Below are 22,891 nucleotides of genomic sequence, written 5' to 3'. Positions count from 1 at the left end.
GGACCTACGAGCGCTCGCGCTCGACCCGCGTCACGCCGACCACCCGCCGCAGGTTGCGGATCAGCTGCGCCAGGTGCACCCGGTCTTTGACCTGGATGGTGAAGCGCAGCTGGGTCATCAGGTGTTCATCGTCCTCGTCCATGCCGACATAGGTGATGTTGGCGTCGGACTCGCCGATCTCGGCCGCCACGCGCGCCAGGATGCCCTTCTCGTTGTTGATGAGCAGGCGGATGCGGCAGTCGAAGCGGCGGTTCAGCTCCTCGCCCCACTGCACGGCGATCCAGCGGTCGGGCTCCTTGGCGCGGATGCGCGCGGCAGGCAGGCAATCCTTGGTGTGCACCACCAGGCCCTGGTCGCGGCGCAGCTGGCCGATGATCTGGTCGCCCGGGATCGGCAGGCAGCACGGCGCCAGTTGCACCGACACGCCTTCGCTGCCGTAGATCGTGACCGGGTCGATGTCGCTGGCCGGCATCGGCTGCGCGGACGGCTTGTGGTCGGGATCGGCGTCCATCAGGCCGAAGATGTGGCGCGCCACCAGCTGCGGCATGCGCTTGCCGATGCCGATGTCGGCATACAGCTCTTCCATCGACTTGGCCGAGGATTCGGCCAGCAGCTTGTCGATGGTCGACACCGGCAGCTCCGGGTTGATATTGCGGGCGGCGAGGGCGCCGGCCAGCAGTTCCTGGCCCAGTTCCACCGACTCGTTGACGTTGACCGTGCGCAGGTAGTGGCGGATCGCCGAACGCGCCTTGCCGGTGCGGACATAGCCCAGCCAGGTCGGGCTCGGGCGCGATTCCGGATCGGTGACGATTTCGACGATGTCGCCGTTGTGCAGCTCGTTGCGCAGCGGGGCCGGTTCGTTGTTGATCTTGACCGAGACCGTGTGGTCGCCGATGCCGGTGTGGATCGAGTACGCGAAGTCGAGCGCCGTGGCGCCGCGCGGCAGGGCGATGATCTTCGACTTGGGCGTGAACACGTAGACCGAATCCGGGAACAGGTCGACCTTGACGTGCTCGAGGAACTCGGCCGAGTCGCCGGTCTGCTGCTGGATGTCGAGCAGCGACTGCAGCCAGGCGTGGGTGCGCTGCTGCAGGTCGGACATGTTCGAGTCGCCGGTCTTGTACAGCCAGTGCGCCGCCACGCCGCTCTCGGCGGTGCGGTGCATGTCCTGGGTGCGGATCTGGAATTCCACCGGGGTGCCGTAGGGGCCGATCAGGGTGGTATGCAGCGACTGGTAGCCGTTGATCTTGCGGATCGCGATGTAGTCCTTGAACTTGCCGGGCATCGGCTTGTACAGGGCGTGCAGGGTGCCGAGCGCCACGTAGCAGTTCGGTACCGTGTCGACCACCACGCGAAAGCCGTACACGTCCAGCACCTGCGAGAACGACAGGTGCTTGTTGCGCATCTTCTTGTAGATGCCGTACAGGGTCTTTTCGCGGCCGTAGACCTCGGCCTCGATGCCGGCCGTGGCCAGCTGGGTCTTGACCGTCTCGAGGATCTTCTTGACCACCTCGCGGCGGTTGCCGCGCGCCGCTTTGACGGCCTTGGCCAGCGTGTGATAGCGCAGCGGGTACAGGTGCGCGAAGGACAGGTCCTGCAGCTCGCGGTAGATGTCGTTCAGGCCGAGCCGGTGCGCGATCGGCACGTAGACTTCCATGGTCTCGCGCGAGATGCGGCGGCGCTTGGCCGGCACCATGACGCCCATGGTCCGCATGTTGTGCAGGCGGTCGGCGAGCTTGATCAGGATGACGCGCACGTCCGACGCCATGGCCAGCAGCATCTTGCGGAAGTTCTCGGCCTGGGCCTCGATCTGGCTCTGGAACTCGATCTTCTCGAGCTTGGACAGGCCGTCCACCATGTTGGCGACCTGGGCGCCGAAGCGCTCGATCAGCTCGTCCTTCTTGACGTCCTGGTCTTCGATCACGTCGTGCAGCAGCGCGGCCATGATGGCTTGCGCATCAAGCTTCCACTCGGCGCAGATCTCGGCGACGGCGATCGGATGGGAGATGTAGGGCTCGCCCGACTTGCGGACCTGGCCGAGATGCATCTCGTCGGAGAAGCGGTAGGCTTCCTTGACCTTCTTCAGCTCGGCGGGGGTGAGGTAGTCGGACAGCTTGTTGATCAGCTGCGTGACGGAGGCGACGCCGGGGGCGGGCGCCGGTGCCTCGGCGTCTTGCGGTTTGCCCGGACGCTTGGTTCGGGCAGGGGGGGCTGGATGGGTCGAATCCGGGGAAGACAATTTCATACGTTATATCGATCAGCCAGTATGAAGAACAGCATAACAGATTCGCCTGCGGAAGAGCCCACGCCCCCCGGGGGTCTTACATCGGGACCTTTTTGAGCATTTCCAGGCCAACTTTACCGGCCGCGATTTCACGCAGCGCGACGACGGTCGGCTTGTCCTTGGCTTCGACTTTCGGGGTGTGGCCCTGCAGCAGCTGGCGTGCGCGATAGGTCGCGGCCAGGGTCAGCTGGAAGCGGTTCGGGATGGTCTTGAGGCAATCTTCGATGGTGATGCGGGCCATGTTTACTCCTGATAGACGGTTTTGCGGCAAGCCGGTGACGGCGCCGCGCTCTCGGATCGAGCTGTTAATTCGACGGTTGATTCGCGTGGATTCCCAACTGGGCAAACAAGTCGGCGTTGCGCGCCGCCTGCTGGGCGAAACGGCAACGTGTCGCTTTGACGATCGCCTGCAGTTCCGCGAGGGCGACGTTGAACTCTTCGTTGATGATAGCATATTCGAACTCCGGAGCGTGAGCGATCTCCCCTCCGGCGGCCAGCAGGCGGCGGGTGATGACGTGGGGTTCGTCGGTGCCGCGCTTGTGCAGGCGCTCCTCCAGGGCTTCGATCGACGGCGGCAGGATGAAGATGCCGGCCGCGTCGGGGAACTGCTTCCTGACCTGGCGCGCGCCCTGCCAGTCGATCTCCAGCAGGATGTCGGTGCCGAGCTTCATTTCCTGTTCCACGCTCAGGCGGCTGGTGCCGTAGTAGTTGCCGTGGACTTCCGCCCACTCCAGGAACTCGCCGCGGTCGGCGCGCGCGACGAAGTCGTCCGCCGTCGTGAAATGGTACTCGCGGCCGTCCTGCTCTCCCGGGCGCGGCGCACGGGTGGTGGTCGAGATCGACAGCTTGATGCCCGGTTCCAGCTTCAGCAGGGCGTTGACCAGGGTCGATTTGCCGGCGCCGCTGGGTGCGGCGACGACGAACAGGCTGCCGGAGAGGGCGGGAGTGATCATTGTTTATTCCTTATTGCATTTGTTCGGTGCAGCCGCATTGGCCGCGTGGTGTTGATCATAAGTGTGAACGCGCGGACGGGAAACCCGTCCACCCTACGCAATCGCACTGGTAGGGTGGACGGGTCCCCCGTCCGCGCGTCCAGCTATCGTCAGCATATCGTTGCGTGACGACAACGAATTACTCTAAATTCTGCACCTGCTCGCGCATCTGCTCGATCAGCAGTTTCAGCTCCATCGAGGCGTCGGCCAGTTCCTTCACCGAGGCCTTGGCGCCGAGCGTGTTGGCTTCGCGGTTCAGTTCCTGCATCATGAAGTCGAGGCGCTTGCCGACCTGGCCGCCCTTTTTCAGGATGTGCCGGGTCTCATTGAGATGCGCCGACAAACGCGACAGTTCTTCGGAGACGTCGATGCGGATGCCGTACAGCGTCACTTCCTGGCGGATGCGCTCCAGCACTTCCTGGCGGCTCAGCACCGACGGGTTGCCGTGGCCGGCCAGGCCCAGCGCGTCCTGCATGCGCTCGACCGCTTTTTGCTGGAACTGCGCGATCACCTGGGGGATGAGCGGGGTGATGCGCTTGACGATCGTTTCCATCGAGTCGATGCGCGACAGCAGCATCGCTTCGAGCGCCGCGCCTTCGCGCTTGCGGCTGTCGACGAAGGCCGCCACGGTGGTGGCGGTGAGGGCGGCGACATCCTGTTGGAGCGATTCCTGGCCCACGGTCGATTCTTCGATGACGCCGGGCCAGCGCAGCAGTTCGGCCACCGTCATCTGCGGCGCTTGAACGAAGTGCCTGGTGACTTCCGCCTGCAGGCGCGCGAGGTCGGACAGCAGTTCCTGGTTGAGCGCCTGCGAGCCGCCGGCCGCCTTGCGGCCGAAGGACAGCCGCACTTCGACCTTGCCGCGTGTGATCGCGGCCATGATGGCGGCGCGCAGGTCGGGTTCCAGCGCGCGCAGGTCGTCGTTGATGCGGAACTGGAGGTCAAGGAAGCGCGAATTGACGCTCTTGATCTCGATAGTGAGGGTGCCGGCAGCGCCTTCGCTGGTCGCTACCGCGTAACCTGTCATGCTTGAAATGCTCAATGGGGTCCCCGTTCTTATTCTTTGGACACTTCGGGAAACCGTCGCGAGCATCGCAGACCGCCGGTGCAACGCGCCGCAGGTTTAATGAAGTGTCCTTTACAAAGGCGACATTTATCCCACACAATCCCCCTGTTAAGCAAGGAAACCTTCCTGAATGGCCGCACAGAATAACGCTCCCTTGCCGGATGGCCTGGAAATTGCCGGATATCGCATTGTAAAGAAAATTGCGTCCGGTGGGTTCAGTATTGTTTATCTGGCATATGACGGCGAAGGCAAGGCGGTCGCGATCAAGGAATACCTGCCGAGCCAGCTCGCCTTGCGCGCGCCGGGCGAACTGGTCCCCGTGGTGTCCAGGCCCAACCTGCCGGTGTTCCGCATCGGCCTGAAGTGCTTCTTCGAGGAGGGGCGGGCGCTGGCGCGCATCGTCCATCCCAACGTGGTGCGGGTGGTGAACTTCTTCCGCGCCCACGAAACCGTTTACATGGTGATGGCCTACGAGTCCGGGCATACGCTGCAGGACCACATCGCGCGCCTGCATGCCCGGGGCAGCCGCATGGGCGAAGCCTCGATCCGCCAGCTGTTCAACGGCGTCTGCGCCGGGGTGCGCGAAGTGCATGCCAACAAGCTGCTGCACCTGGACCTGAAGCCGGCCAACATCTACCTGCGCAGCGACGGCTCGCCCCTGCTGCTCGACTTCGGCGCGGCGCGCCAGACCATCAACCTCGACGCCCCGATGCTGGCGCCGATGTACACGCCCGGCTTCGCGGCGCCCGAGCTGTACGGCAGGGCGCCGACGCTGGGGCCCTGGACCGACATCTACAGCATCGGCGCGGCGATGTATGCTTGCATGACGCGCTCGATGCCGCAGCCCGTGGAGGCACGCAAGCAGGACGACAGGACCGGGGCCGCGCTGGCCAGGCTGGACGCCAGCTATTCACCCGAGCTGGTGGACATGGTCGGTGCCTGCATGGCGCTCGATCCGCTGGCCCGGCCGCAGAGTGTGTTCGCGATGCAGAAGGTGCTGCAGGCGGCGCCGACGCTGGCGCCCCGGGCCGATGCCGACGCCGAGGCCGGCGACGCAGCGGCGCGCCCGGGCGGATGGCGCGGACTGGTCGAGCGTTTCGGCGCCGTCAGGCGCAAGGCCAGCAATTAAGTACCCGGAAAGGACCAGGAGCGAGCATGCAGTTTTCCGTCTACCAGCAGACCCACATCGGCGGGCGCAAGGTCAACCAGGACCGCATGGGCTACAGCTTCACGCGCGACGCGCTGCTGCTGGTGCTGGCCGACGGCATGGGCGGACACCTGGCGGGCGAAATCGCCGCGACCATCGCGCTGCAGACGATGTCGATGATGTTCCGCATGCAGGCCAAGCCCTATGTGAAGAAACCCGAGCGTTTCCTGGAAGAGGCGCTGACCCAGGCGCACTGGGACATCCTGGCCTACGCCGACACCAACAAGCTGCCCGAGACGCCGCGCACCACGGTGGTGGCCTGCCTGGTGCAGCACAACTGCGCGGTGTGGGCGCACTGCGGCGACTCGCGCCTGTACTGGCTGCGCCGCAACCAGGTGCTGGCGCGCACGCGCGACCACTCGCACCTGGAATACCTGATCGAACGCGGCCGCGCCAGCGAGGCCGACCGCAACACGCACCCCGACCGCAACAAGCTGTACAACTGCCTGGGCGCGGGCCAGGTCCCCCGGATCGACGTCTCGCGCCAGGCCAGCCTGGAACCGGGCGACACGCTGCTGCTGTGTTCCGACGGCCTGTGGTCGATGCTGCCCGACGCCGAGATCGTGCACCGGCTGTCGACCTCCAGCATCGTGCAGGCGGTGCCCGACATGGTCGCGATGGCCGCCGCGATCGGCGGCGCCCGTGCCGACAACACCACCGCGCTGGCGATCACCTGGCAGGGTGCGGATACGAAGGGCAGCCTGGGGCCCGACGTGATCTCGACCCGGATGCTGCCCGAGGACGGTGTCAGCTCGACGATCATCGCCGGCCGGCCCCTGCCGCCCGCCGCCGGTCCGGGTGCCAATCCGGGCGCCAATTCGGGTGCCAATTCGGGCGCCGTTGCGGACGCCTTCGACGAAGACGAGATCGAAAAGGCGATTGCCGAGATTCGCGAGGCGATCGAGAAATCTTCTCAACTACTCAAATAAGATTACCTGAACAAGAAAGGGCTTTCCATGACGTTTGAACAACGCCCGAGCGGGCGCGCGCTCGACCAGCTGCGCGCGATCCGCATCACCCGCCAGTACACCCGGCACGCCGAAGGCTCGGTGCTGATCGAGTGCGGCGACACCAAGGTGATCTGCACCGCCAGCATCGAAGAGAAGGTGCCGGGCTTCCTGAAGGGGAAGGGGCAGGGCTGGCTGACGGCCGAATACGGCATGCTGCCGCGCTCGACGCACACCCGCATGGACCGCGAAGCCGCGCGCGGCAAGCAGACCGGCCGCACCCAGGAAATCCAGCGCCTCATCGGCCGCTCGCTGCGCGCCGCCTTCGCCCTGGAAGCCTTCGGCGAACGCACCCTGCACCTGGACTGCGACGTGATCCAGGCCGACGGCGGCACCCGTACCGCCGCGATCACCGGCGCCATGGTGGCGGCCTACGACGCCTTCGGCGTGCTGGTGGGGCAGGGCCTGCTGCCGGCGGTGCCGCTCAAGCACTTCGTGGCCGCGATCTCGGTCGGCGTGTACAAAGGCATGCCGGTGCTGGACCTGGACTATGTCGAGGATTCGGATTGCGATACCGACATGAACGTGGTGATGACCGATGCCGGCCACTTCATCGAAGTGCAGGGCACGGCGGAAGGCGCGGCCTTCGACCGTGCGCGAATGAATCGCCTGCTGGACCTGGCCGAAGGCGGGATTGCGCAGCTGGTGAGGCTGCAGAAGCAGGCGCTGGGCGTCTGACGCGGCAGGGCGGCCGGGCCGCCCTGCCGGGCCTCAGGCAGGCAGCGCCGCGACCGGCTTGACGCGTCCTGCCGTCACGATCACGTACAAGCCCAGCACCACCTCCACCACCTTGGTCGCATACTGCACCAGCGTGAGCATGTCCGCCCCCGCCACGTGCTCGATGTTCGAGTACATGCTGGCCAGGTTCAGGATCATGTGCAGGATCACCACCAGCCACAGGCTGCCCGTGCTTGCCCGCGCGGCGGCGAACATCATGCCGGCGCAGGAGCTCATCAGCGCCCACACCAGGGCATGGCTCCAGTTGCCGTCCATGTAGCCGTGGATCAGGTGCATCGAGCCGAACAGTACACCGTTGAGCACGATGGCCTGCCACAGCGGCAGGCGCATCAGGATCACGAAGATCACGCCGCGAAACAGCAATTCTTCGCCGAAGGCATTGAAGGACTGGATCAGCAGGTCGCCCGCGAGGCCTGGCCCGGGCAGGTGCAGGCCCAGCGCGGCGAACATCAGCACCGGCAGCAGGCAGGCGATGAAGAAGCCGTTCGGGGCGGCTTTCCCGAACCCGACCTCGCGCCACATGCCGAAGGCCTGCGTGAGCAGCAGCGGCAGCACCACGGTGGAAGCGAACGCCAGCAGCTTGACCTTGCCGAAGGCTTCCGGCGGGGCGAACAGTTTGCCGGCTTTGAGAATCAGGATCGTGAGGCCGAACTGCAGGGCAGCGCACGCGATGGCGGCAAGGATCGGGTGCTGGTCGGCGAAGTGGCGCAGTCTCATGTTCTTGTGTTGTAGCGATTGTTGGGATGTCGCCACTGTAATGACATCGCGGCCCGCGGTCGCCCTCGGTGCGACAGGCTGCGCGAATCGCGCAATGAGCTGCAATCGCGGCGGCGCGGCGGAGGAAACGGTAAAATACCCGGCTTGATCCAGCCAGCTGACCCACCATGACCCAACGCCTGATCCTCGCCTCCAACAACGCCGGCAAACTGAAGGAATTCGCGCAACTGCTCGCGCCCATCGGCTTCGACTTGCACCCGCAAGGCGAATTCGATGTTCCGGAAGCGGAAGAACCCTTCGGCACCTTCGTGGAAAACGCCCTGGCCAAGGCCCGCCACGCCGCGCGCCTGACGGGCCTGCCGGCCCTGGCGGACGACTCGGGCGTATGCGTGAATGCGCTCGGCGGCGCGCCCGGCGTGTATTCGGCCCGCTATGCCGGCGAACCGAAATCCGATGCCCGCAACAACGACAAGCTGGTGGCCGACCTGGCCGGGCACGCCGACAAGTCGGCCTATTACTACTGCGTGCTGGTCTACGTGCGCCACGCCGACGACCCGCAGCCGGTCATCGCCGACGGCCAGTGGCATGGCGAGATCATCGCGTCCCCGCGCGGCGCCAACGGCTTCGGTTACGACCCGCACTTCCTGATTCCGTCGCTCGGCAAGACCACCGCCGAACTCGAGCCGGGCGTCAAAAACGCCCACTCGCACCGCGGCCAGGCCTTGCGTGCACTGGTAGAAAAACTCAAATGATCCCGATTAAAGTCGCGGGGCCGGACCTCGGCAGCAGCGCCAGCGAACCGCGTTCTCCTGCAACGACGGCCCTGCAGTACCTGCAACCGGGTGCGCTGAACCTCACCAGCCTGCCGCCGCTGTCGCTCTACATCCACTTCCCGTGGTGCGTGCGCAAGTGCCCCTACTGCGATTTCAATTCGCACGAGGCCAAGGGCGAGCTGCCTGAAAAGGACTACCTCGACGCCGTGCGGCTCGACCTGGAGCAGTCGCTGCCCATGATCTGGGGGCGCAAGATCCATACCGTCTTCATCGGCGGCGGCACCCCGAGCCTCATGTCAGCCGCCGGCCTGGATCGCCTGCTGTCCGACGTGCGCACCCTGCTGCCCCTGGCGCTCGACGCCGAGATCACGATGGAGGCCAACCCGGGCACCTTCGAGGCCGAGCGCTTCCAGTCCTACCGCGACAGCGGCATCAACCGCCTGTCGATCGGCATCCAGAGCTTCAACGGCGCGCACCTGAAGGCGCTGGGCCGCATCCACGACGAAGCCGAAGCGCTGCGCGCGGTGGAGATCGCCCGTTCGACCTTCGACAACTTCAATCTCGACCTGATGTTCGCGTTGCCGGGACAGACGCTCGACCAGGCGCGCAGCGACCTGCGGACGGCGCTGTCCTTCGCCCCGCCGCACCTGTCGATGTACCACCTGACGATGGAACCGAACACGGTGTTCGCCAAGTATCCGCCGATCCTGCCGGACGACGACCTGAGCGCCGACATGCAGGACATGATTCTCGAGGCGACCGCGGCGGCGGGCTACGGACACTACGAGGTATCGGCCTACGCCAGGGAAGGCCGCCAGGCGCAGCACAACCTGAACTACTGGCAGTTCGGCGACTACCTTGGCATCGGCGCCGGCGCGCATTCGAAGATTTCCTTCCCGCACCGCGTGCTGCGCCAGGCGCGCTACAAGCAGCCGGGCTCCTTCATCGAGGCCGCCCGGCGCGGCAATCCGGTACAGGAAGAGCACGAGATCGCACGCGCCGACATGGGCTTCGAGTTCATGCTCAACGCCTTGCGCCTGACCGGGGGCTTCGATCCGAACCTGTTCGGCGAGCGCACCGGCATGAGCATCGGCGCCATCGGCAAGGCCCTGGACGAGGCGGAACGCAAGGGCCTGCTCTACCGCGATCACAAGCTCATCAAGCCGACCGACATGGGCCAGCGCTTCCTGAACGACCTGCAGGAGATGTTCCTGAATTCCTAGCGTGGGCGGGCCTCCCGACCACGCGGTGATCGCTGCCAACGATGGGGTCTAGGTCCGCGCCGCGCCCGCGAGCGCGTCGATGGTGCGCGCCAGTCCCTCCAGCACGCGCGCCATGCCGGCGTAATCGCGCAGCTGCGCGGTGTCGTCGAGCGTGTGGTAGTAGGGGTAGCGCAGGAAGGCGGTGTCGGTGATCATCAGGGCAGGGTAGCCATGCCGCTTGTAGGAGGCATGGTCCGACCAGGTCACGCCCATCGCGTGGGCCGGCGCCGCCAGCCCTTCGGTCGGGAAGTCCGGCCGGGCCTGGAAGGCCGCCAGGGCCTGCCGCACCCGGGCCGACGATTCCAGCGTACCCGCGAAGGCAATGAAGTTGCCGGTGCTCGCGTAGGGCATGCCGCCGATCTGCTCGCCCGTGGCATTCGCCGGGGGCGTGGGCGGGGCCGCGTTTACGAAGAACACGAACCTGACTTCGGTGCCGCGGCTCGGCCGCATGGTCTTGAGCAGGCGCGCCAGTTCCAGCACGGCGGCGGTGCCGCTGCCACGGTCCGCGTCACTGCGCTTGCCGACCTGGGCGCCAGGCGCCGCGTCGTAGCGTGCCCCGACGATGAAGATGCGCTCGGGCCTGGCGCCCGGCGCGGTGTTGGCGATCGCGACTTCGATGTTGCGCACATTCTGGCCGCCGGCTTCGTATTCTTGCCGGTGCAATCCGTAGCCATAGCCCGCCAGCGTGGTTTCGATATGGCGCGCCGCCTGCTCCAGCGCTTGCGGCGCGGCGCTGTCGTGCTCGTGACTGGCGAGCGCGCCGACGTGCGCGCGCAGACGGACGGACAGTTCGGGACCGGATGCGGGACCGGATGCGCGGACGGCGGAATCGGTTTCCAGCGTCAGTGTCGCCAACGCGATCGCCAGCAGGATCGCGATGAGGATTTTCCAGTGTGTGCGGGCGAATTTGCGCATGGCAGTCGGGCGGCGAGCCCCCAGCGTTCATGCGTCCAGTGTAGCCATTTGCGCACACCCGCAGCGCTTCGATTCCGCGTTTCAACGTGCCTGCAGGCGCGGGACGCCCGCAAAAAAGCCGGGCGCCAGGCCCGGCTTCGGATCGGGTCCGGCGCGGCGCTCAGCGCGCCGCCACCGGCGGGGCCGGCTCCGTCCACCCGCCGCCCAGCACGCTGTACAGCGTGACCTGGTTCTGCAGGCGTTGCAGGTTGGCCTGCACCGCCGCCTGCTGGGCCTGGAACAGCGCGCGCTGCGCGTCCAGCAGTTCGAGGTAGCTGGCCGCGCCGTTGCGGTAGCGCAGGTCGGCCAGGTTGAAGCGGTCGGCCTCGGCTTCGGCCACCGCGCGCTGGGCGCGCAGCTGCTCGCTGAAGGTCGCCTGCCCGGCCAGCGCATCGGCCACCTCGCGGAACGCGGTCTGGATCGAGCGCTCGTACTGGGCCACCGCGATCTCGCGCTGGGCACGGGCAGTGCCCAGCACCGCGGTGTTGCGGCCGTAGTCGAAGATCGGCAGGATCGCCTGCGGCGCGAAGCTCCAGCCGTAGGAGCCGCTCTCGAACAGGCCGGAGAGCTCGGTGCTGGCGCTGCCCACGCTGCCGGTCAGCGTAATGCGCGGGAAGAAGTTGGCGCGCGCCGCGCCGATGTTGGCGTTGGCCGCGATCAGCTGCTGCTCGGCCGCCAGGATGTCCGGACGATTGGTCAGCAGGTCCGAGGGCAGGCCGGCCGGCAGGTCCGGCAGGTCGGTCGAGGCCAGGGTGGCGCCGCTTGCCGCCGCCGCCGGCACCGGCGACCCGACCAGCAGCGTCAGCAGGTTCAGGTCTTGCGCGCGCTGGCGCTGCTGGGCCGCGAGCGTGGCCAGCGCGGTTTCCACCAGCGAGCGCGCCTGCTGCAACTCGAAGCGCGAGGAGACGCCATTGTCGAAGCGCAGCTGGGTCAGGCGCAGCGACTCGCGGCGCGTGTCCAGGGTCTGCTGGGTGATCGCCAGCAGCTCTTCGTCGGCCAGCAGTTGCAGGTAGACGTTGGCCACCGACGAGATCAGGCTGATCTGCGCCGACTTGCGCGCCTCTTCGGTCGCCAGGAACTGCGCCAGCGCCGCTTCGGACAGGTTGCGCACCCGGCCGAACAGGTCGAGTTCGAAGCTTGAGACCGAGAACCCCGACTGGTACAGGCTGTTGATCGGCTGGTCTTCGCCGGTGGTCTGGCGCGTGCCGCTGATGCCCAGGCCCACGCTGGGCAGGCGCTCGGCGCGCTGGATGCGGTACTGGGCGCGCGCCTGTTCGACGTTGGCGATCGAGATGCGCAGGTCGCGGTTGTTTGCCAGCGCCTGCTCGATCAGCCCACGCAGCTGCGGATGCGGGAAGAATTGCCGCCATGCGATGGCGGGCGCCGGCTGGTTCGCCAGCTGGGCGGCGGGGGCGCCGGCCGGCTTGGCCAGCTCGGGGAAGGCCTGGACCACCGGCGCCGCCGGACGCTCGTACTTCGGCGCCAGCGACATGCAGCCCGACAGCAGCATTGCCAATGTGATGCCAAAGGCGGGCGGAGTCAGTTTTTTCATGTTATTGGTCATGGTTGTTTTCCTTCGACTACCGGAGCGGTTTCTCCATGGTGCGCGAACTTCTCCTGCTGGCGCTTGCTGCCCTTGAAGATCTTGCGAACCACCACGAAGAACAGCGGCACGAACAGCACGCCGAGCGTGGAAGCCGTCATCATACCGCCCATCACCCCGGTACCGATCGCGCGCTGCGATGCCGAGCCCGCGCCGCCGGCGATCACCAGCGGCAGCACGCCGAGGATGAAGGCCAGCGAGGTCATGATGATCGGGCGGAAGCGCAGGTGCGCCGCCTCGATCGCCGCTTCCATCGGCGACTTGCCCTGCGCCTGCAGGTCCTTCGCGAACTCGATGATCAGGACCGCGTTCTTGGCCGCCAGGCCGATGATGGTCACCAGGCCGATCTTGAAGTACACGTCGTTCGGGTAGCCGCGCAGCATGGCCGCCAGCACGGCGCCCAGGATACCGAAAGGCACCACCAGCAGCACCGACACCGGGATCGACCAGCTTTCATACAGCGCGGCCAGGGCCAGGAAGATCGCCAGCAGCGAGAAGGCCATCAGGATGCCCATGGTGCCGCCCGAAAGCTGTTCCTCGCGCGACTGGCCGGTCCATTCGAAGGCGAAGCCCGGCGGCAGCTTGGCTGCCAGGCGCTCCATCTCGGCCAGCGCGTCGCCGGTGGAGTAGCCCGGCTTGGCGTCGCCCGAGATGCTCATCGCCGGATAGCCGTTGTAGCGCAGGGTCTGCATCGGACCGGTCACCCAGCGCGTGGTCGCAAACGAGGACAGCGGCACCGGCTGGCCCTGGGCATTGAGCGCGTTCAGGCGCAGCAGGTCGTCCGGCTGCATGCGGGCGGCGGCGTCGGCCTGCACCACCACGCGCTGCAGGCGGCCGGCGTTCGGGAAGTCGTTGACATACGACGAGCCGAGCGAGGTCGAGATCGCGGTATTGATGGCATCGAAGCTCACGCCCAGCGCCTGCGCCTTGTCGCGGTCGATGTCGAGCCGGACCTGCGGGGCGTCTTCCAGGCCTTCCGGACGCACGCCGGCCAGGACCGGGCTCTGCGCCGCCATGCCGAGCAGCTGGTTGCGCGCCGCCAGCAGGGCGTCGTGGCCGTTGCCGCCGCGGTCCTGCAGGCGGAAGCTGAAGCCGGTGCCGCGACCCAGTTCCGGGATCGGCGGGGGCGACAGCGCGAAGATGAAGGCATCGCGCACGCCGGACAGGCCGCCGATGATGCGGCCGGCCACGGCCTGGGCGCTGGAATTCTCGCCCTTGCGCTCGTCCCAGTCCTTCAGCGGAATGAAGGCCAGCGCCATGTTCTGGCCCGCGCCCGAGAACGAGAAGCCCAGCACGCTGACCATGTTGGCCACTTCCGGCTGCTTCATGATGAAGGCCTCGGCGGTGCGCATCACCTCGTTGGTGCGTTCCAGCGTCGCGCCCGGCGGCAGCTGGATGTTGGCGATCACGTAGCCCTGGTCTTCGTTCGGCAGGAAGGAATTCGGCAGGCGGGTGAAGAACAGCGTCACCAGGCCGCAGACCAGCACGAAAGCCACCAGCGCACGGCCGGAGTTGCGAATCAGCTTGCCGACCCAGCCTTCGTAGCCCTTGGCGGTGGCGCCGAACTTGCGGTTGAACCAGCCGAAGAAGCCGCGCTTCTCGTGGTGGTGGCCGGCTTCGACCGGTTTGAGCAGGTGCGCGCACAGGGCCGGGGTCAGGGACAGCGCCAGGAAGGCCGAGAAGGCGATCGAGGACACCATGACGACCGAGAACTGGCGGTAGATGTTACCCACCGCGCCGGCGAAGAAGGCGAGCGGCACGAACACCGACATCAGCACCACGGTCACGCCGATAATCGCGCCCGAGATCTGGCCCATGGCCTTGCGGGTCGCCTGCAGCGGCGGCAGGCCTTCTTCGGACATGATGCGTTCGACGTTCTCGACGACCACGATGGCGTCGTCGACCACGATACCGATCACCAGCACCATGCCGAACATGGTCAGTACGTTGATCGAGTAACCCAGCGCCAGCAGCGTGCCCAGCGAGCCCAGAAGCGCCACCGGGACCACGATGGTCGGAATGATCGTGTAGCGGAAGTTCTGCAGGAACAGGTACATCACCAGGAACACCAGCACCAGCGCCTCGACCAGGGTATGCAGCACCTGCTCGATCGAGATGTCGATGAACTTCGAGCTGTCGAACGGCACGGTGGCCTTCATTCCCGCCGGGAAGAACTTCGACAGTTCCGCCATGCGTTCCTTCACCAGGCGCGCGGTCTCCAGCGCATTGCCGGACGGCGCCAGCTGCACGCCGATACCGGTGGACGGCTTGCCGTTCAGGCGCGCCGAGGTGCCATAGGCCTGGGCACCGATTTCGATGCGGGCCACATCCTTCAGGCGGACGGTCGAGCCGTCCGGATTCGCGCGCAGCACGATGTTGCCGAACTGTTCGACGCTGGAGAGCTGGCCGGTCACCACCACGGTCGCGGTGATTTCCTGGCCCTGCGCCAGCGGCAGTTCGCCAATGGTGCCGGAGGCCACCTGGGCGTTCTGGCTGCGGATCGCGCTATTGACGTCGGCCGGGGACAGGCGGAAACCCACCAGCTTGGCCGGGTCGATCCAGACCCGCATCGCGCGCTCGGTACCGAACAGCTGCGCGGTGCCGACGCCCTTGATGCGCTGGATTTCCGGGAGCACGGTGCGCGAGGCGTAGTCGCCCAGCGCGATCGGGTCCCATTTCGGATCGTCGGAGGACAGGATGGTGAACAGCAGGAAGTTCGCGCGCACCTTGTCGACGCGCACGCCCTGCTGGTTCACCGCCGCCGGCAGGCGCGGGGCCGCGCGCGACAGGCGGTTCTGGACGTCCACCTGCGCCAGCTCGGGGTTGGTGCCGGTTTCGAAAGTCAGGGTGATCGAGCCGCTGCCGTTGGCGGTGCTGCTCGATTCCATGTAGACGAGGCCCGGGGAGCCGTTCATCTCGCGCTCGATGACGGAGATGACCGAGTCTTCCAGGGTCTGCGCCGAGGCGCCCGGGTAGGCGGCGTTGATCACGATCGATGGCGGCGCCACGTTCGGATACTGCGCGATCGGCAGCTGGGTGATCGAGACCGCGCCGATCACCATGATGAACAGCGCGATCACCCAGGCGAAAATAGGGCGGTCAATGAAGAAACGTGCCATGAATTAGTCCTGTTTTTTTTTCTGGCGCTTAGTTGCGCGTCGAGGCGGCTGCCGGCGCGGCGCCGGCGGTGGAGCCCGACGGGGCCGAGGCAGGCAGCTGGCGCGCGTCGGCGGCGGCGGCCTGGCCGGCGGCGGCCTTGGCCGGGCTCGCAGCGGGGACTGACCCGGGCGCGGCTGCTTGCGGCGACTGCCAAGGCACCGCCTTGACCGGCGTACCCGGCGGCAACATCTGCAGCTTCTGGAAGCCGTCGACCATCACGCGTTCGCCTTCCTTCAGGCCGTCGGTGACGATCCAGTTGGCGCCCTGCTGCGAGCCGATCTTGACGACGCGCGGGGCCGGCTTGTTGTCCGGGCCGACCACCATCAGCGTATCGCCCTGCGGGCCACCGCGGGTGACCGCCTGTTGCGGCACCACGATGCCGTTCGGGAGCTCGGCCTGGGCCAGGCGCACGCGCACGTACTGGCCCGGCAGCAGGGCGTTGCCGGGGTTGGGCACCGTGGCGCGCAGGCTGACCTGGCCGGTGCTCGGGTCGACCGTGACGTCCGAGAACAGCAGGCGGCCCTTGGTCGCCAGCTCGGTGCCGTCGTCCAGGATCACGCTCACCGGCGCATCCTTCACGTTGCCGCCGGCCTGCTTGCGCAGGCGCTGCAGTTCGCTGGCGGACTGGGTGATGTTCAGGTACATCGGGTCGGTCTGCTGGATCAGCGCCATCTCGGTGGCCTGGGCGGCCGAGACCAGGGCGCCTTCGGTCACCAGGGAGCGGCCGATGCGGCCCGAGATCGGGGCGTAGACGTTGGCGTAGCCGGCATTGATCTGGGCGATGCGCACCTGGGCCCGGGCGGCCGCCAGGGCGGCTTCGGCCTGCTTCTGGGCGGCCACGGCATTGGTATATTCCTGCTTGCTGATGGCGTTGGCCTCGACCAGCGGCTTGTAGCGCTCGGCCTGTGCGGTGGCCTGGTTCAGGGTGGCCTGGGCGCTGCCGACGTCGGCCTGGGCCGCGGCGAGGCGCGCCTGGTAGGGGGCAGGATCGATCTGGTACAGGGACTGTCCCTGCTTGACTTCGCTGCCTTCGTTGAACAGGCGCTTGAGCACCACGCCGTCCACGCGGGCGCGGACCTGCGAAGTGCGGACCGGCTCGGCGCGCGCCGGCAGTTCGGTCAGCAGGGCGACAGGTTCGTACCTGGTGGTGATGACGCCGACTTCCGGCGCCGGCATCCCGCCGCCAGGGCCGCCCGCGGCCGGGGCGGCGTCTTTCTTGCCGCAACCCGACAGCAGGGCGATGGCCACCAGGGTGCCCGCGGCGACGCGGCTCAGCGAAAGAGTCGGGGACAGGGAGGAGTGGTCTGAGCGCATTACGTATGCTTCCTTCTCATTGTTGTTTCGATATCCCGCGCAAATACATGGACCGCGCGCGAATTGTTACTGGCTTTTGGGAACAGCTTTATATACTATCACGACTGTATGTTTATTGCTGGAGCGCCTCTTCAAATCGAAAGGCACAAAAAAAATGGCACGTAAAACCAAGGCGGAGGCTGCGGCGACCCGCGACAGCATCCTTGACGCTGCAGAAAGATTGTTCGCCCAACAAGGCGTATCAAGGACGACTTTACAGCATATTGCGACCGCTGCGGGAGTCACGCGCGGTGCGATCTATTGGCATTTCCTGGACAAAGGTGCGCTCTTCAATGCCATGTTCGATCGTGCCAAGATGCCGATGGACGAGGCGATGCAGCAACTCGACCAGCAGCGCGACGTCAGGGACCCGCTGCAGTGCCTGCGCGACGACATGCTGGCGGTGCTGCGCATCGTGGTGGAAGACGAAAAGGCGCGCCGGGTGTTCGAGATCGCCACCCTGAAGACCGAATTCATCGACGAAGTGGACGCGGTGCGCGCACGCCGGCGCGAATCGATCGGCCTGTGGCAGGACCGGATGGAAGGGCACCTGAAGCAGGCGCAGGAGAAGGGCATGCTGCGCCCGGGCGTGACCACGCTGGCGGCGGCGCAGGGCGGCTGGATCCTGGTCGATGGCCTGATCCGCAATTGGATCTTCGAGCCGAGCTGGTTCGACCTGATGGCGCTGGGCGGGACGGTGATCGATACCTACCTGAACGGACTACGGGCGGCCGATGCCGGGGCGCCATAGGGCGGACGGCGCCGGCCAGGTCCGCCACGGCGCGTCGGTGGAGTGGACGCGCCCCGGACCACCCTGCAAAAAACGCGCCGAGGCGCGTTTTCTTTTTTACTTCATTTCTTCGATCATCTTCTTCAGCTTGATCGAATCGGCCACGAAGGCGCGGATGCCTTCGGCCAGCTTCTCGGTCGCCATCGCGTCTTCGTTCAGCATGAAGCGGAAGGTTTTCTCGTCCATCGCGATCTTCGCGACATCGGCGATCGCTTCCGCCACCAGCTTGCGCTCGACCGGCGCATCGCTGTCGGCCAGCTTCTGCAGCAGGTCGGGCGAGATGGTGAGCAGGTCGCAACCGCTCAGCTCCAGGATCTGCGAGGTGTTGCGGAAGCTGGCGCCCATCACTTCGGTTTGATAGCCGAACTTGCGGTAGTACTGGTAGATGCCCTTGACCGACTGCACGCCCGGATCGTCGGCGCCCTGGTAGTCGGTACCGGTCGATTTCTTGTACCAGTCGTAGATGCGGCCGACGAAAGGCGAGATCAGCTTGACGCCGGCTTCGGCGCAGGCGACCGCCTGGCACAGCGAGAACAGCAGGGTCAGGTTGCAGTGGATGCCTTCGCGCTCCAGGATCTCGGCGGCGCGGATGCCTTCCCAGGTCGAGGCGATCTTGATCAGGACGCGCTCGCGCGACACGCCGGCCTTTTCGTACAGGGCGATCAGTTCGCGGCCCTTGGCGACGGTGGCTTCGGTGTCGAAAGACAGCGCGGCATCGATCTCGGTCGAGACGCGGCCCGGCACGTACTTCAGGATCTCGACGCCGAAACCGATCAGCAGATTGTCGACGATTTCATCGACCGTCGCGTGCGGCGCGTCGGCAACGGCTTTCTCGAGCAGCGGACGGTATTCCGGCTTCTGCACGGCCTTCAGGATCAGCGACGGGTTGGTCGTCGCATCCTGCGGCGCGTAGGCCTTGATCGACTGGAAGTCGCCGGTGTCGGCGACCACGGTGGTGTATTGCTTGAGTTGTTCGAGTTGGTTCATGGTGAGAGCAAAGTGAAGAAATCAGGAAAAATCGGTGCCGTCCACGAAGGCGGCCAGCATGCGTTCCAGCCCGTCACGGTCGTCGTCGGAGAAGCGGTCGAGCGAGGGGCTGTCGATGTCGAACACGCCGAGCACCTCGCCGTCCTTGATCAAGGGAATCACGATCTCCGAATTCGAGGCCGAATCGCAGGCGATGTGGCCCGGGAAGGCGTGCACGTCCGGCACCACGATGGTCTTGCGTTCGGCGGCAGCGGCGCCGCAGACGCCGCGCCCGAATGGAATGCGGGCGCAGGCCGGCTTGCCCTGGAAGGCGCCGACCAGCAGGTCCTGGCCATCACCCTTGCGGGCCGGAACGGTGAAGTAGAAACCGGCCCAGTTCAGGTCGGCCAGGGTGTCGTAGACGAGGGCGGAAAACTGGGCGGCATTCGCCATCAGGTTGCGTTCGCCTTCGAGGACGCTCTCGACCTGGCGCTCCAGCAGCGCGTAGTCGGGTTGGGAGCTGCGTTCGGGATTGATATGCATGGCGGAAACCGTGTGACTGTCGAAACCCGGTATTTTACACCCGCCTTCCGCGACAGGCCGCCCGCTCAGCCGATGAAGGAATCGAACTGCATGTCGAATTCCTGCAGCGCTTTCTGCGCATTCTGCATCTTCTTGCGGAACTCCGGCCCGCGCTGCAGCGCCAGGCCGACCGCCAGCACGTCGATCACGACCAGGTAGGCCAGGCGCGCCGAGATCGGCGTGTAGGGGTCGATCGCGAACACCAGGTCGATCGGGATGAACAGGGTCGCGATTTCGGCCAGCGGCGTGCCGGACGGCGCCAGCACGATCACGTCGGCGCCGCCGCGCCGCGCCAGCTTGGCCGAACGGGTCAGCGCCGGGTTGTTGCCGCGCTGCGAGATCGCCACCACCGCGTCGCCTTCGCGCAGCAGCGCCGCGGCGATCGAATGGATCGCCGGGTCGGTATAGGCCACGGTCGGCACACCCGAGCGGAAGAACTTGTGCTGGGCATCGGCCGCGACAAAACCCGACGAACCCTGGCCGTAGAATTCGATCTTGTTGGCGCGCGACAGGATGTCGAGCGCTTTCTGGATCAGTTCCGGCTTGAGGTTGTTGCGCAGATCGAGCAGGGTGTTGATCGAGCGGCTGCAGATCTTGTTCACCAGGTCGGCCGCCAGGTCGTCCGGCGCCGGCTGTTCGTTCGCGCCCGGCAGCGCCAGCGCCAGGCCTTGCGCCAGCTTGAGCTTGAACTCGTGCCAGCCGTCGTAGCCCAGGGTGCGGCAGAAGCGCACCACGGTCGGTTCGGACACTTGCGCGCTCTTGGCCAGCGCCGTGATGTTCTGGCTGACCGTGCTCGAGGGCGCGGCCAGCACCGCGAGCGCCACCTTGCGTTCGGATTTCGACAGCGAGTCGAGCTGGGTGCGGATGGAATCGAGCAGCATGCTGGTTCAGCCTTGGAAAGTCAGTCTTCGGGCAGCACTTCTTCGCGCCACTGCAGGCCATCGCGCCCGATCAGCGCGCTCGACGCCGCCGGCCCCCAGGTGCCCGAGGTGTACGGCACCGGCGCGCTGTCGTTCTGCTCCCAGTACTCGAGGATCGGCTCGACCCACTCCCAGGCCGCTTCCAGTTCGTCGCCGCGCATGAACAGGGTCAGCTGGCCGCGCAGCACGTCCACCAGCAGGCGCTCGTAGGCTTCCATGCGCGGGCTGGTGAATTGCTCGCGGAAGTCGAGTTCGAGCTCGGCCTGCTTCAGGCGCATCGAGTCGCCCGGGGTCTTGGCCATCAGGTTCATCGACAGGCCCTCGTCCGGCTGCAGGCGGATCACCAGGCTGTTCGGCTGGAAGCTGGAGGTCGGCTGGTTGAAGATCGAATGCGGGATCGGCTTGAAGCGCACCACGATCTCGGCCAGGCGGTCGGCCATGCGCTTGCCGGTGCGCAGGTAGAAGGGCACGCCGGCCCAGCGCCAGGTGTCGATCTCGGCCTTCATGGCGACGAAGGTTTCGGTCTTGGAGTGCTTGGGCGCCTCCGGCTCCTCGCGGTAGCCCGGCACCGCCTGGCCGTCGATGTGGCCGGAGCGGTACTGGCCGCGCACGATGTTCTGCGCCAGCGTGGTCGGGGTGAAGCGCTTCAGCGAGCGCAGCACCTGCAGCTTGGCGTCGCGCACGGCGTCCGGCGCGATCGAGGCGGGCGGCTCCATGGCGACGATGCACAGCAGTTGCAGCAGGTGGTTCTGCAGCATGTCGCGCAGCGCGCCCGAGGTGTCGTAGTAGCCCAGGCGGTTGCCCACGCCGATCTTCTCGGCGATGGTGATCTGCACGTCCGAGATCCACTCGCGGCGCCACAGCGGTTCGAACAGGATGTTCCCGAAGCGCAGCGCCAGCAGGTTCTGCACGGTCTCCTTGCCCAGGTAGTGGTCGATCCGGTAGATCTGCGACTCGCTGAACACCTTGCCGACGTCGAGGTTGATCTGCTTGGCCGAGGCCAGGTCGCGGCCGAGCGGTTTTTCGAGCACCACGCGCGAGTTCGGCGTGGCCAGGCCGGTCTCGGCCAGGTTGTCGCAGATGGTCGCGAACAGGTGCGGCGGCGTCGCCAGATAGTAGACGCGGGTCAGCGAGGCGTCCTTGCGCAGGGCCTCGACCAGCGGGTCGAAGCTGCGCACGTCGGTGGCGTCCAGCGACACATAGACGATGCGCTGCAGGAACCTGGCCCAGGTGGCCTCGGCAGGCGCCTCCTTGATGTGCGGCTTCGAGTTCTTCTCCACGAAGCCGATGAAATCTTCCTGGGTGAAGGCGTCGCGGCCCACGCAGATGATGCGGGCGGTGTCCGGCAGGTCGCTGCAGACGTCGCGCGCATACATCGCGGGGAGCAGCTTGCGCATTGCAAGGTCGCCGCTGCCGCCAAAGAAAACGAGATCGAAATCGGAAAGGGCCATGAGGATGTCTGGAAAGAGGAAGGTAAGCGTTCGTGTAAATTTACTACACGAATATGCGCTTAGCAAGAAAATCTACTACGGAATGTGCCGGCTGGCGAACAGCCGTGGGGTGGGCGTGCCGCCCACCCCACCATGCGCTGCGGATGGGTCAGCGCTGGTGCACGTATTCCGGCTCTTCGCGCCCGGCCACGTCGACCCGGGTCGACAGCAGCTTGCCGCTGAGAGGATAGCGCGCCAGTTCCTCGGCCGAGCGGCCATGGCTGGCGCTGGTGATGTACAGGGTGCGCAGGTCCGGCCCGCCGAAGGCGACCGAGGTGGGGCAGCGCAGCGGCAGCGCGATCTCGCGCAGGATCTCGCCGCTGTCCGGGGCGATGCGCAAGATGCGGCCGCCTTCGAACATGGCCACCCAATAAGCGCCTTCGCTGTCGACGGCGGCGCCGTCCGGCCGGCCGCCGTAGTCCGCCGCCGTCTTGTCAAGCGAGAAGGTCTTGAGGGTGCGCCCGTTGCTGTGGGCGCCGGTGTCCGGGTCGAAGTCGTAGCAGTCGATCCGGTGCGTGGTGGTATCGGCATGGAACATCGTGCGCCCGTCCAGGCTCCAGGCCAGGCCGTTCGAGTTGGTCATGCCGCCCGCCCAGGCGCGGCGCAGCCGGCCGCGCTCGAGCACGTACATTTCCGCCGCCGGCTTGTCGCGCGGTTCGTACATGGTGCCGATCCAGAAGCGTCCGGCCGGGTCCACGCGGCCGTCGTTGAAGCGCACGATGGCCGTGTCGTAGGGCGCGTCGGCGATCGGGGTTTCCTTGCCGCTGGTGGTGTTCAGGCAGATCAGGCCGCTGCGCGTGGCCACCACCAGGTTGTTGTCGCCGTCGACGGCCAGCGCCGAGGGCTCCGTGCCCATCTTCCAGTAGGTGTACTTGCCGCTGGCCGGATGCACGCGGTTGACCGTGCGGCCGTTGATGTCCACCCAGTACAGCGCCGACTCGACCTCGTGCCAGGTTGCCGCTTCGCCGACCAGCATCGGCGCGTCATGCACTACTTCAAATTTATCGCTTGCCATGTGAGTAAATGAG

Annotated in this window: 20 protein-coding genes; 6 read left to right on the top strand and 14 right to left on the bottom strand. The window is 66.5% G+C overall.

All coding sequences use genetic code 11. From position 1 onward, the window contains the following. Window positions 1-4: 4 nt before the first annotated feature. From IM543_18660 to IM543_18645, 4 genes are all read right to left on the bottom strand, one after another. Entirely contained in the window at window positions 5-2,245 is a 2,241-nt protein-coding gene (locus tag IM543_18660; protein QOY93553.1) for a bifunctional (p)ppGpp synthetase/guanosine-3',5'-bis(diphosphate) 3'-pyrophosphohydrolase, read from the bottom strand. 76 nt (window positions 2,246-2,321) lie between these two features. Next, window positions 2,322-2,525, bottom strand: a complete 204-nt coding sequence (locus IM543_18655) for a DNA-directed RNA polymerase subunit omega (protein QOY93552.1) — start codon at window positions 2,523-2,525, stop codon at window positions 2,322-2,324. A gap of 64 nt (window positions 2,526-2,589) precedes the next feature. Further along, window positions 2,590-3,237 carry a guanylate kinase gene (gene gmk, locus IM543_18650; GenBank protein QOY93551.1) on the bottom strand — a complete coding sequence of 216 codons (648 nt, stop codon included), beginning with the start codon at window positions 3,235-3,237 and terminating at the stop codon, window positions 2,590-2,592. Window positions 3,238-3,415: 178 nt separating this feature from the next. Then, window positions 3,416-4,303: a YicC family protein gene (locus IM543_18645; protein ID QOY93550.1), complete on the bottom strand. Its 888-nt coding sequence runs from the start codon at window positions 4,301-4,303 to the stop codon at window positions 3,416-3,418. 169 nt (window positions 4,304-4,472) lie between these two features. Here IM543_18645 and IM543_18640 point away from each other — a divergent pair, with 169 nt between their 5' ends. The 3 genes from IM543_18640 to rph are packed head-to-tail and all read left to right on the top strand — an operon-like array spanning window position 4,473 to window position 7,234. Beyond that, complete coding sequence (locus IM543_18640) at window positions 4,473-5,471, top strand: serine/threonine protein kinase (protein QOY93549.1); 999 nt, start codon at window positions 4,473-4,475, stop codon at window positions 5,469-5,471. 26 nt (window positions 5,472-5,497) lie between these two features. After that, window positions 5,498-6,478: a protein phosphatase 2C domain-containing protein gene (locus tag IM543_18635; GenBank protein ID QOY93548.1), complete on the top strand. Its 981-nt coding sequence runs from the start codon at window positions 5,498-5,500 to the stop codon at window positions 6,476-6,478. 27 nt (window positions 6,479-6,505) lie between these two features. Continuing rightward, complete coding sequence (gene rph, locus IM543_18630; protein ID QOY93547.1) at window positions 6,506-7,234, top strand: ribonuclease PH; 729 nt, start codon at window positions 6,506-6,508, stop codon at window positions 7,232-7,234. Between the two features lie 33 nt (window positions 7,235-7,267). On the opposite strand, the gene IM543_18625 is transcribed toward rph, so the two are convergent. Next, on the bottom strand, window positions 7,268-8,011 hold the full coding sequence (locus IM543_18625; GenBank protein ID QOY93546.1) for a CPBP family intramembrane metalloprotease: 744 nt from the start codon (window positions 8,009-8,011) through the stop codon (window positions 7,268-7,270). Window positions 8,012-8,178: 167 nt separating this feature from the next. Between IM543_18625 and rdgB the strand changes: the two genes are divergently transcribed. Then, window positions 8,179-8,763 carry an RdgB/HAM1 family non-canonical purine NTP pyrophosphatase gene (gene rdgB, locus IM543_18620; GenBank protein QOY93545.1) on the top strand — a complete coding sequence of 195 codons (585 nt, stop codon included), beginning with the start codon at window positions 8,179-8,181 and terminating at the stop codon, window positions 8,761-8,763. Next, window positions 8,760-10,007: an oxygen-independent coproporphyrinogen III oxidase-like protein gene (locus IM543_18615; protein ID QOY93544.1), complete on the top strand. Its 1,248-nt coding sequence runs from the start codon at window positions 8,760-8,762 to the stop codon at window positions 10,005-10,007. Before rdgB ends, IM543_18615 begins: the two co-directional genes overlap by 4 nt. Window positions 10,008-10,055: 48 nt before the next feature. Here the strand turns inward: IM543_18615 and IM543_18610 are convergent, their stop codons facing one another. The 4 genes from IM543_18610 to IM543_18595 form a co-directional block, all read right to left on the bottom strand. Then, window positions 10,056-10,961: a M28 family peptidase gene (locus IM543_18610; protein QOY93543.1), complete on the bottom strand. Its 906-nt coding sequence runs from the start codon at window positions 10,959-10,961 to the stop codon at window positions 10,056-10,058. Window positions 10,962-11,121: 160 nt separating this feature from the next. Then, on the bottom strand, window positions 11,122-12,564 hold the full coding sequence (locus IM543_18605; protein ID QOY93542.1) for an efflux transporter outer membrane subunit: 1,443 nt from the start codon (window positions 12,562-12,564) through the stop codon (window positions 11,122-11,124). Continuing rightward, window positions 12,561-15,722 carry an efflux RND transporter permease subunit gene (locus IM543_18600; protein ID QOY93541.1) on the bottom strand — a complete coding sequence of 1,054 codons (3,162 nt, stop codon included), beginning with the start codon at window positions 15,720-15,722 and terminating at the stop codon, window positions 12,561-12,563. The genes IM543_18605 and IM543_18600 overlap by 4 nt, the downstream gene beginning before the upstream one ends. Window positions 15,723-15,750: 28 nt before the next feature. Beyond that, complete coding sequence (locus IM543_18595; protein QOY93540.1) at window positions 15,751-17,076, bottom strand: efflux RND transporter periplasmic adaptor subunit; 1,326 nt, start codon at window positions 17,074-17,076, stop codon at window positions 15,751-15,753. A 154-nt stretch (window positions 17,077-17,230) separates the two neighbouring features. Between IM543_18595 and IM543_18590 the strand changes: the two genes are divergently transcribed. After that, window positions 17,231-17,866, top strand: coding sequence for a TetR family transcriptional regulator (locus tag IM543_18590; protein QOY93539.1), 636 nt, complete (start codon window positions 17,231-17,233; stop codon window positions 17,864-17,866). 96 nt (window positions 17,867-17,962) lie between these two features. Here IM543_18590 and tal read toward each other — a convergent pair whose 3' ends face one another. From tal to IM543_18565, 5 genes are all read right to left on the bottom strand, one after another. After that, on the bottom strand, window positions 17,963-18,892 hold the full coding sequence (gene tal / locus IM543_18585; protein ID QOY93538.1) for a transaldolase: 930 nt from the start codon (window positions 18,890-18,892) through the stop codon (window positions 17,963-17,965). A gap of 21 nt (window positions 18,893-18,913) precedes the next feature. Next, the gene (locus IM543_18580) at window positions 18,914-19,414 is read right to left on the bottom strand and encodes a GAF domain-containing protein (protein QOY93537.1); all 501 of its coding nucleotides are present in this window, start codon (window positions 19,412-19,414) and stop codon (window positions 18,914-18,916) included. A gap of 65 nt (window positions 19,415-19,479) precedes the next feature. Beyond that, window positions 19,480-20,334, bottom strand: a complete 855-nt coding sequence (locus IM543_18575; GenBank protein QOY93536.1) for an SIS domain-containing protein — start codon at window positions 20,332-20,334, stop codon at window positions 19,480-19,482. Between the two features lie 20 nt (window positions 20,335-20,354). Continuing rightward, complete coding sequence (gene zwf, locus IM543_18570) at window positions 20,355-21,824, bottom strand: glucose-6-phosphate dehydrogenase (protein ID QOY93535.1); 1,470 nt, start codon at window positions 21,822-21,824, stop codon at window positions 20,355-20,357. Window positions 21,825-21,972: 148 nt separating this feature from the next. Then, on the bottom strand, window positions 21,973-22,839 hold the full coding sequence (locus tag IM543_18565) for an SMP-30/gluconolactonase/LRE family protein (protein QOY96753.1): 867 nt from the start codon (window positions 22,837-22,839) through the stop codon (window positions 21,973-21,975). Window positions 22,840-22,891 lie beyond the last annotated feature (52 nt).

Source organism: Massilia sp. UMI-21 (genome assembly GCA_015277795.1).
Taxonomy (GTDB): Bacteria; Pseudomonadota; Gammaproteobacteria; order Burkholderiales; family Burkholderiaceae_D; genus Telluria.
The sequence above is the reverse complement of the archived record's forward strand: the minus strand, read 5'-3'. Positions and strand labels throughout refer to the sequence as shown.

Coding starts and splice junctions, on each gene's coding strand:
- IM543_18660 (QOY93553.1), bottom strand. CDS start 2,245: ATGAAATTGTCTTCCCCGGATTCGACCCATCCAGCCCCCCCTGCCCGA.
- IM543_18655 (QOY93552.1), bottom strand. CDS start 2,525: ATGGCCCGCATCACCATCGAAGATTGCCTCAAGACCATCCCGAACCGC.
- gmk (QOY93551.1), bottom strand. CDS start 3,237: ATGATCACTCCCGCCCTCTCCGGCAGCCTGTTCGTCGTCGCCGCACCC.
- IM543_18645 (QOY93550.1), bottom strand. CDS start 4,303: ATGACAGGTTACGCGGTAGCGACCAGCGAAGGCGCTGCCGGCACCCTC.
- IM543_18640 (QOY93549.1), top strand. CDS start 4,473: ATGGCCGCACAGAATAACGCTCCCTTGCCGGATGGCCTGGAAATTGCC.
- IM543_18635 (QOY93548.1), top strand. CDS start 5,498: ATGCAGTTTTCCGTCTACCAGCAGACCCACATCGGCGGGCGCAAGGTC.
- rph (QOY93547.1), top strand. CDS start 6,506: ATGACGTTTGAACAACGCCCGAGCGGGCGCGCGCTCGACCAGCTGCGC.
- IM543_18625 (QOY93546.1), bottom strand. CDS start 8,011: ATGAGACTGCGCCACTTCGCCGACCAGCACCCGATCCTTGCCGCCATC.
- rdgB (QOY93545.1), top strand. CDS start 8,179: ATGACCCAACGCCTGATCCTCGCCTCCAACAACGCCGGCAAACTGAAG.
- IM543_18615 (QOY93544.1), top strand. CDS start 8,760: ATGATCCCGATTAAAGTCGCGGGGCCGGACCTCGGCAGCAGCGCCAGC.
- IM543_18610 (QOY93543.1), bottom strand. CDS start 10,961: ATGCGCAAATTCGCCCGCACACACTGGAAAATCCTCATCGCGATCCTG.
- IM543_18605 (QOY93542.1), bottom strand. CDS start 12,564: ATGACCAATAACATGAAAAAACTGACTCCGCCCGCCTTTGGCATCACA.
- IM543_18600 (QOY93541.1), bottom strand. CDS start 15,722: ATGGCACGTTTCTTCATTGACCGCCCTATTTTCGCCTGGGTGATCGCG.
- IM543_18595 (QOY93540.1), bottom strand. CDS start 17,076: ATGCGCTCAGACCACTCCTCCCTGTCCCCGACTCTTTCGCTGAGCCGC.
- IM543_18590 (QOY93539.1), top strand. CDS start 17,231: ATGGCACGTAAAACCAAGGCGGAGGCTGCGGCGACCCGCGACAGCATC.
- tal (QOY93538.1), bottom strand. CDS start 18,892: ATGAACCAACTCGAACAACTCAAGCAATACACCACCGTGGTCGCCGAC.
- IM543_18580 (QOY93537.1), bottom strand. CDS start 19,414: ATGCATATCAATCCCGAACGCAGCTCCCAACCCGACTACGCGCTGCTG.
- IM543_18575 (QOY93536.1), bottom strand. CDS start 20,334: ATGCTGCTCGATTCCATCCGCACCCAGCTCGACTCGCTGTCGAAATCC.
- zwf (QOY93535.1), bottom strand. CDS start 21,824: ATGGCCCTTTCCGATTTCGATCTCGTTTTCTTTGGCGGCAGCGGCGAC.
- IM543_18565 (QOY96753.1), bottom strand. CDS start 22,839: ATGCTGGTCGGCGAAGCGGCAACCTGGCACGAGGTCGAGTCGGCGCTG.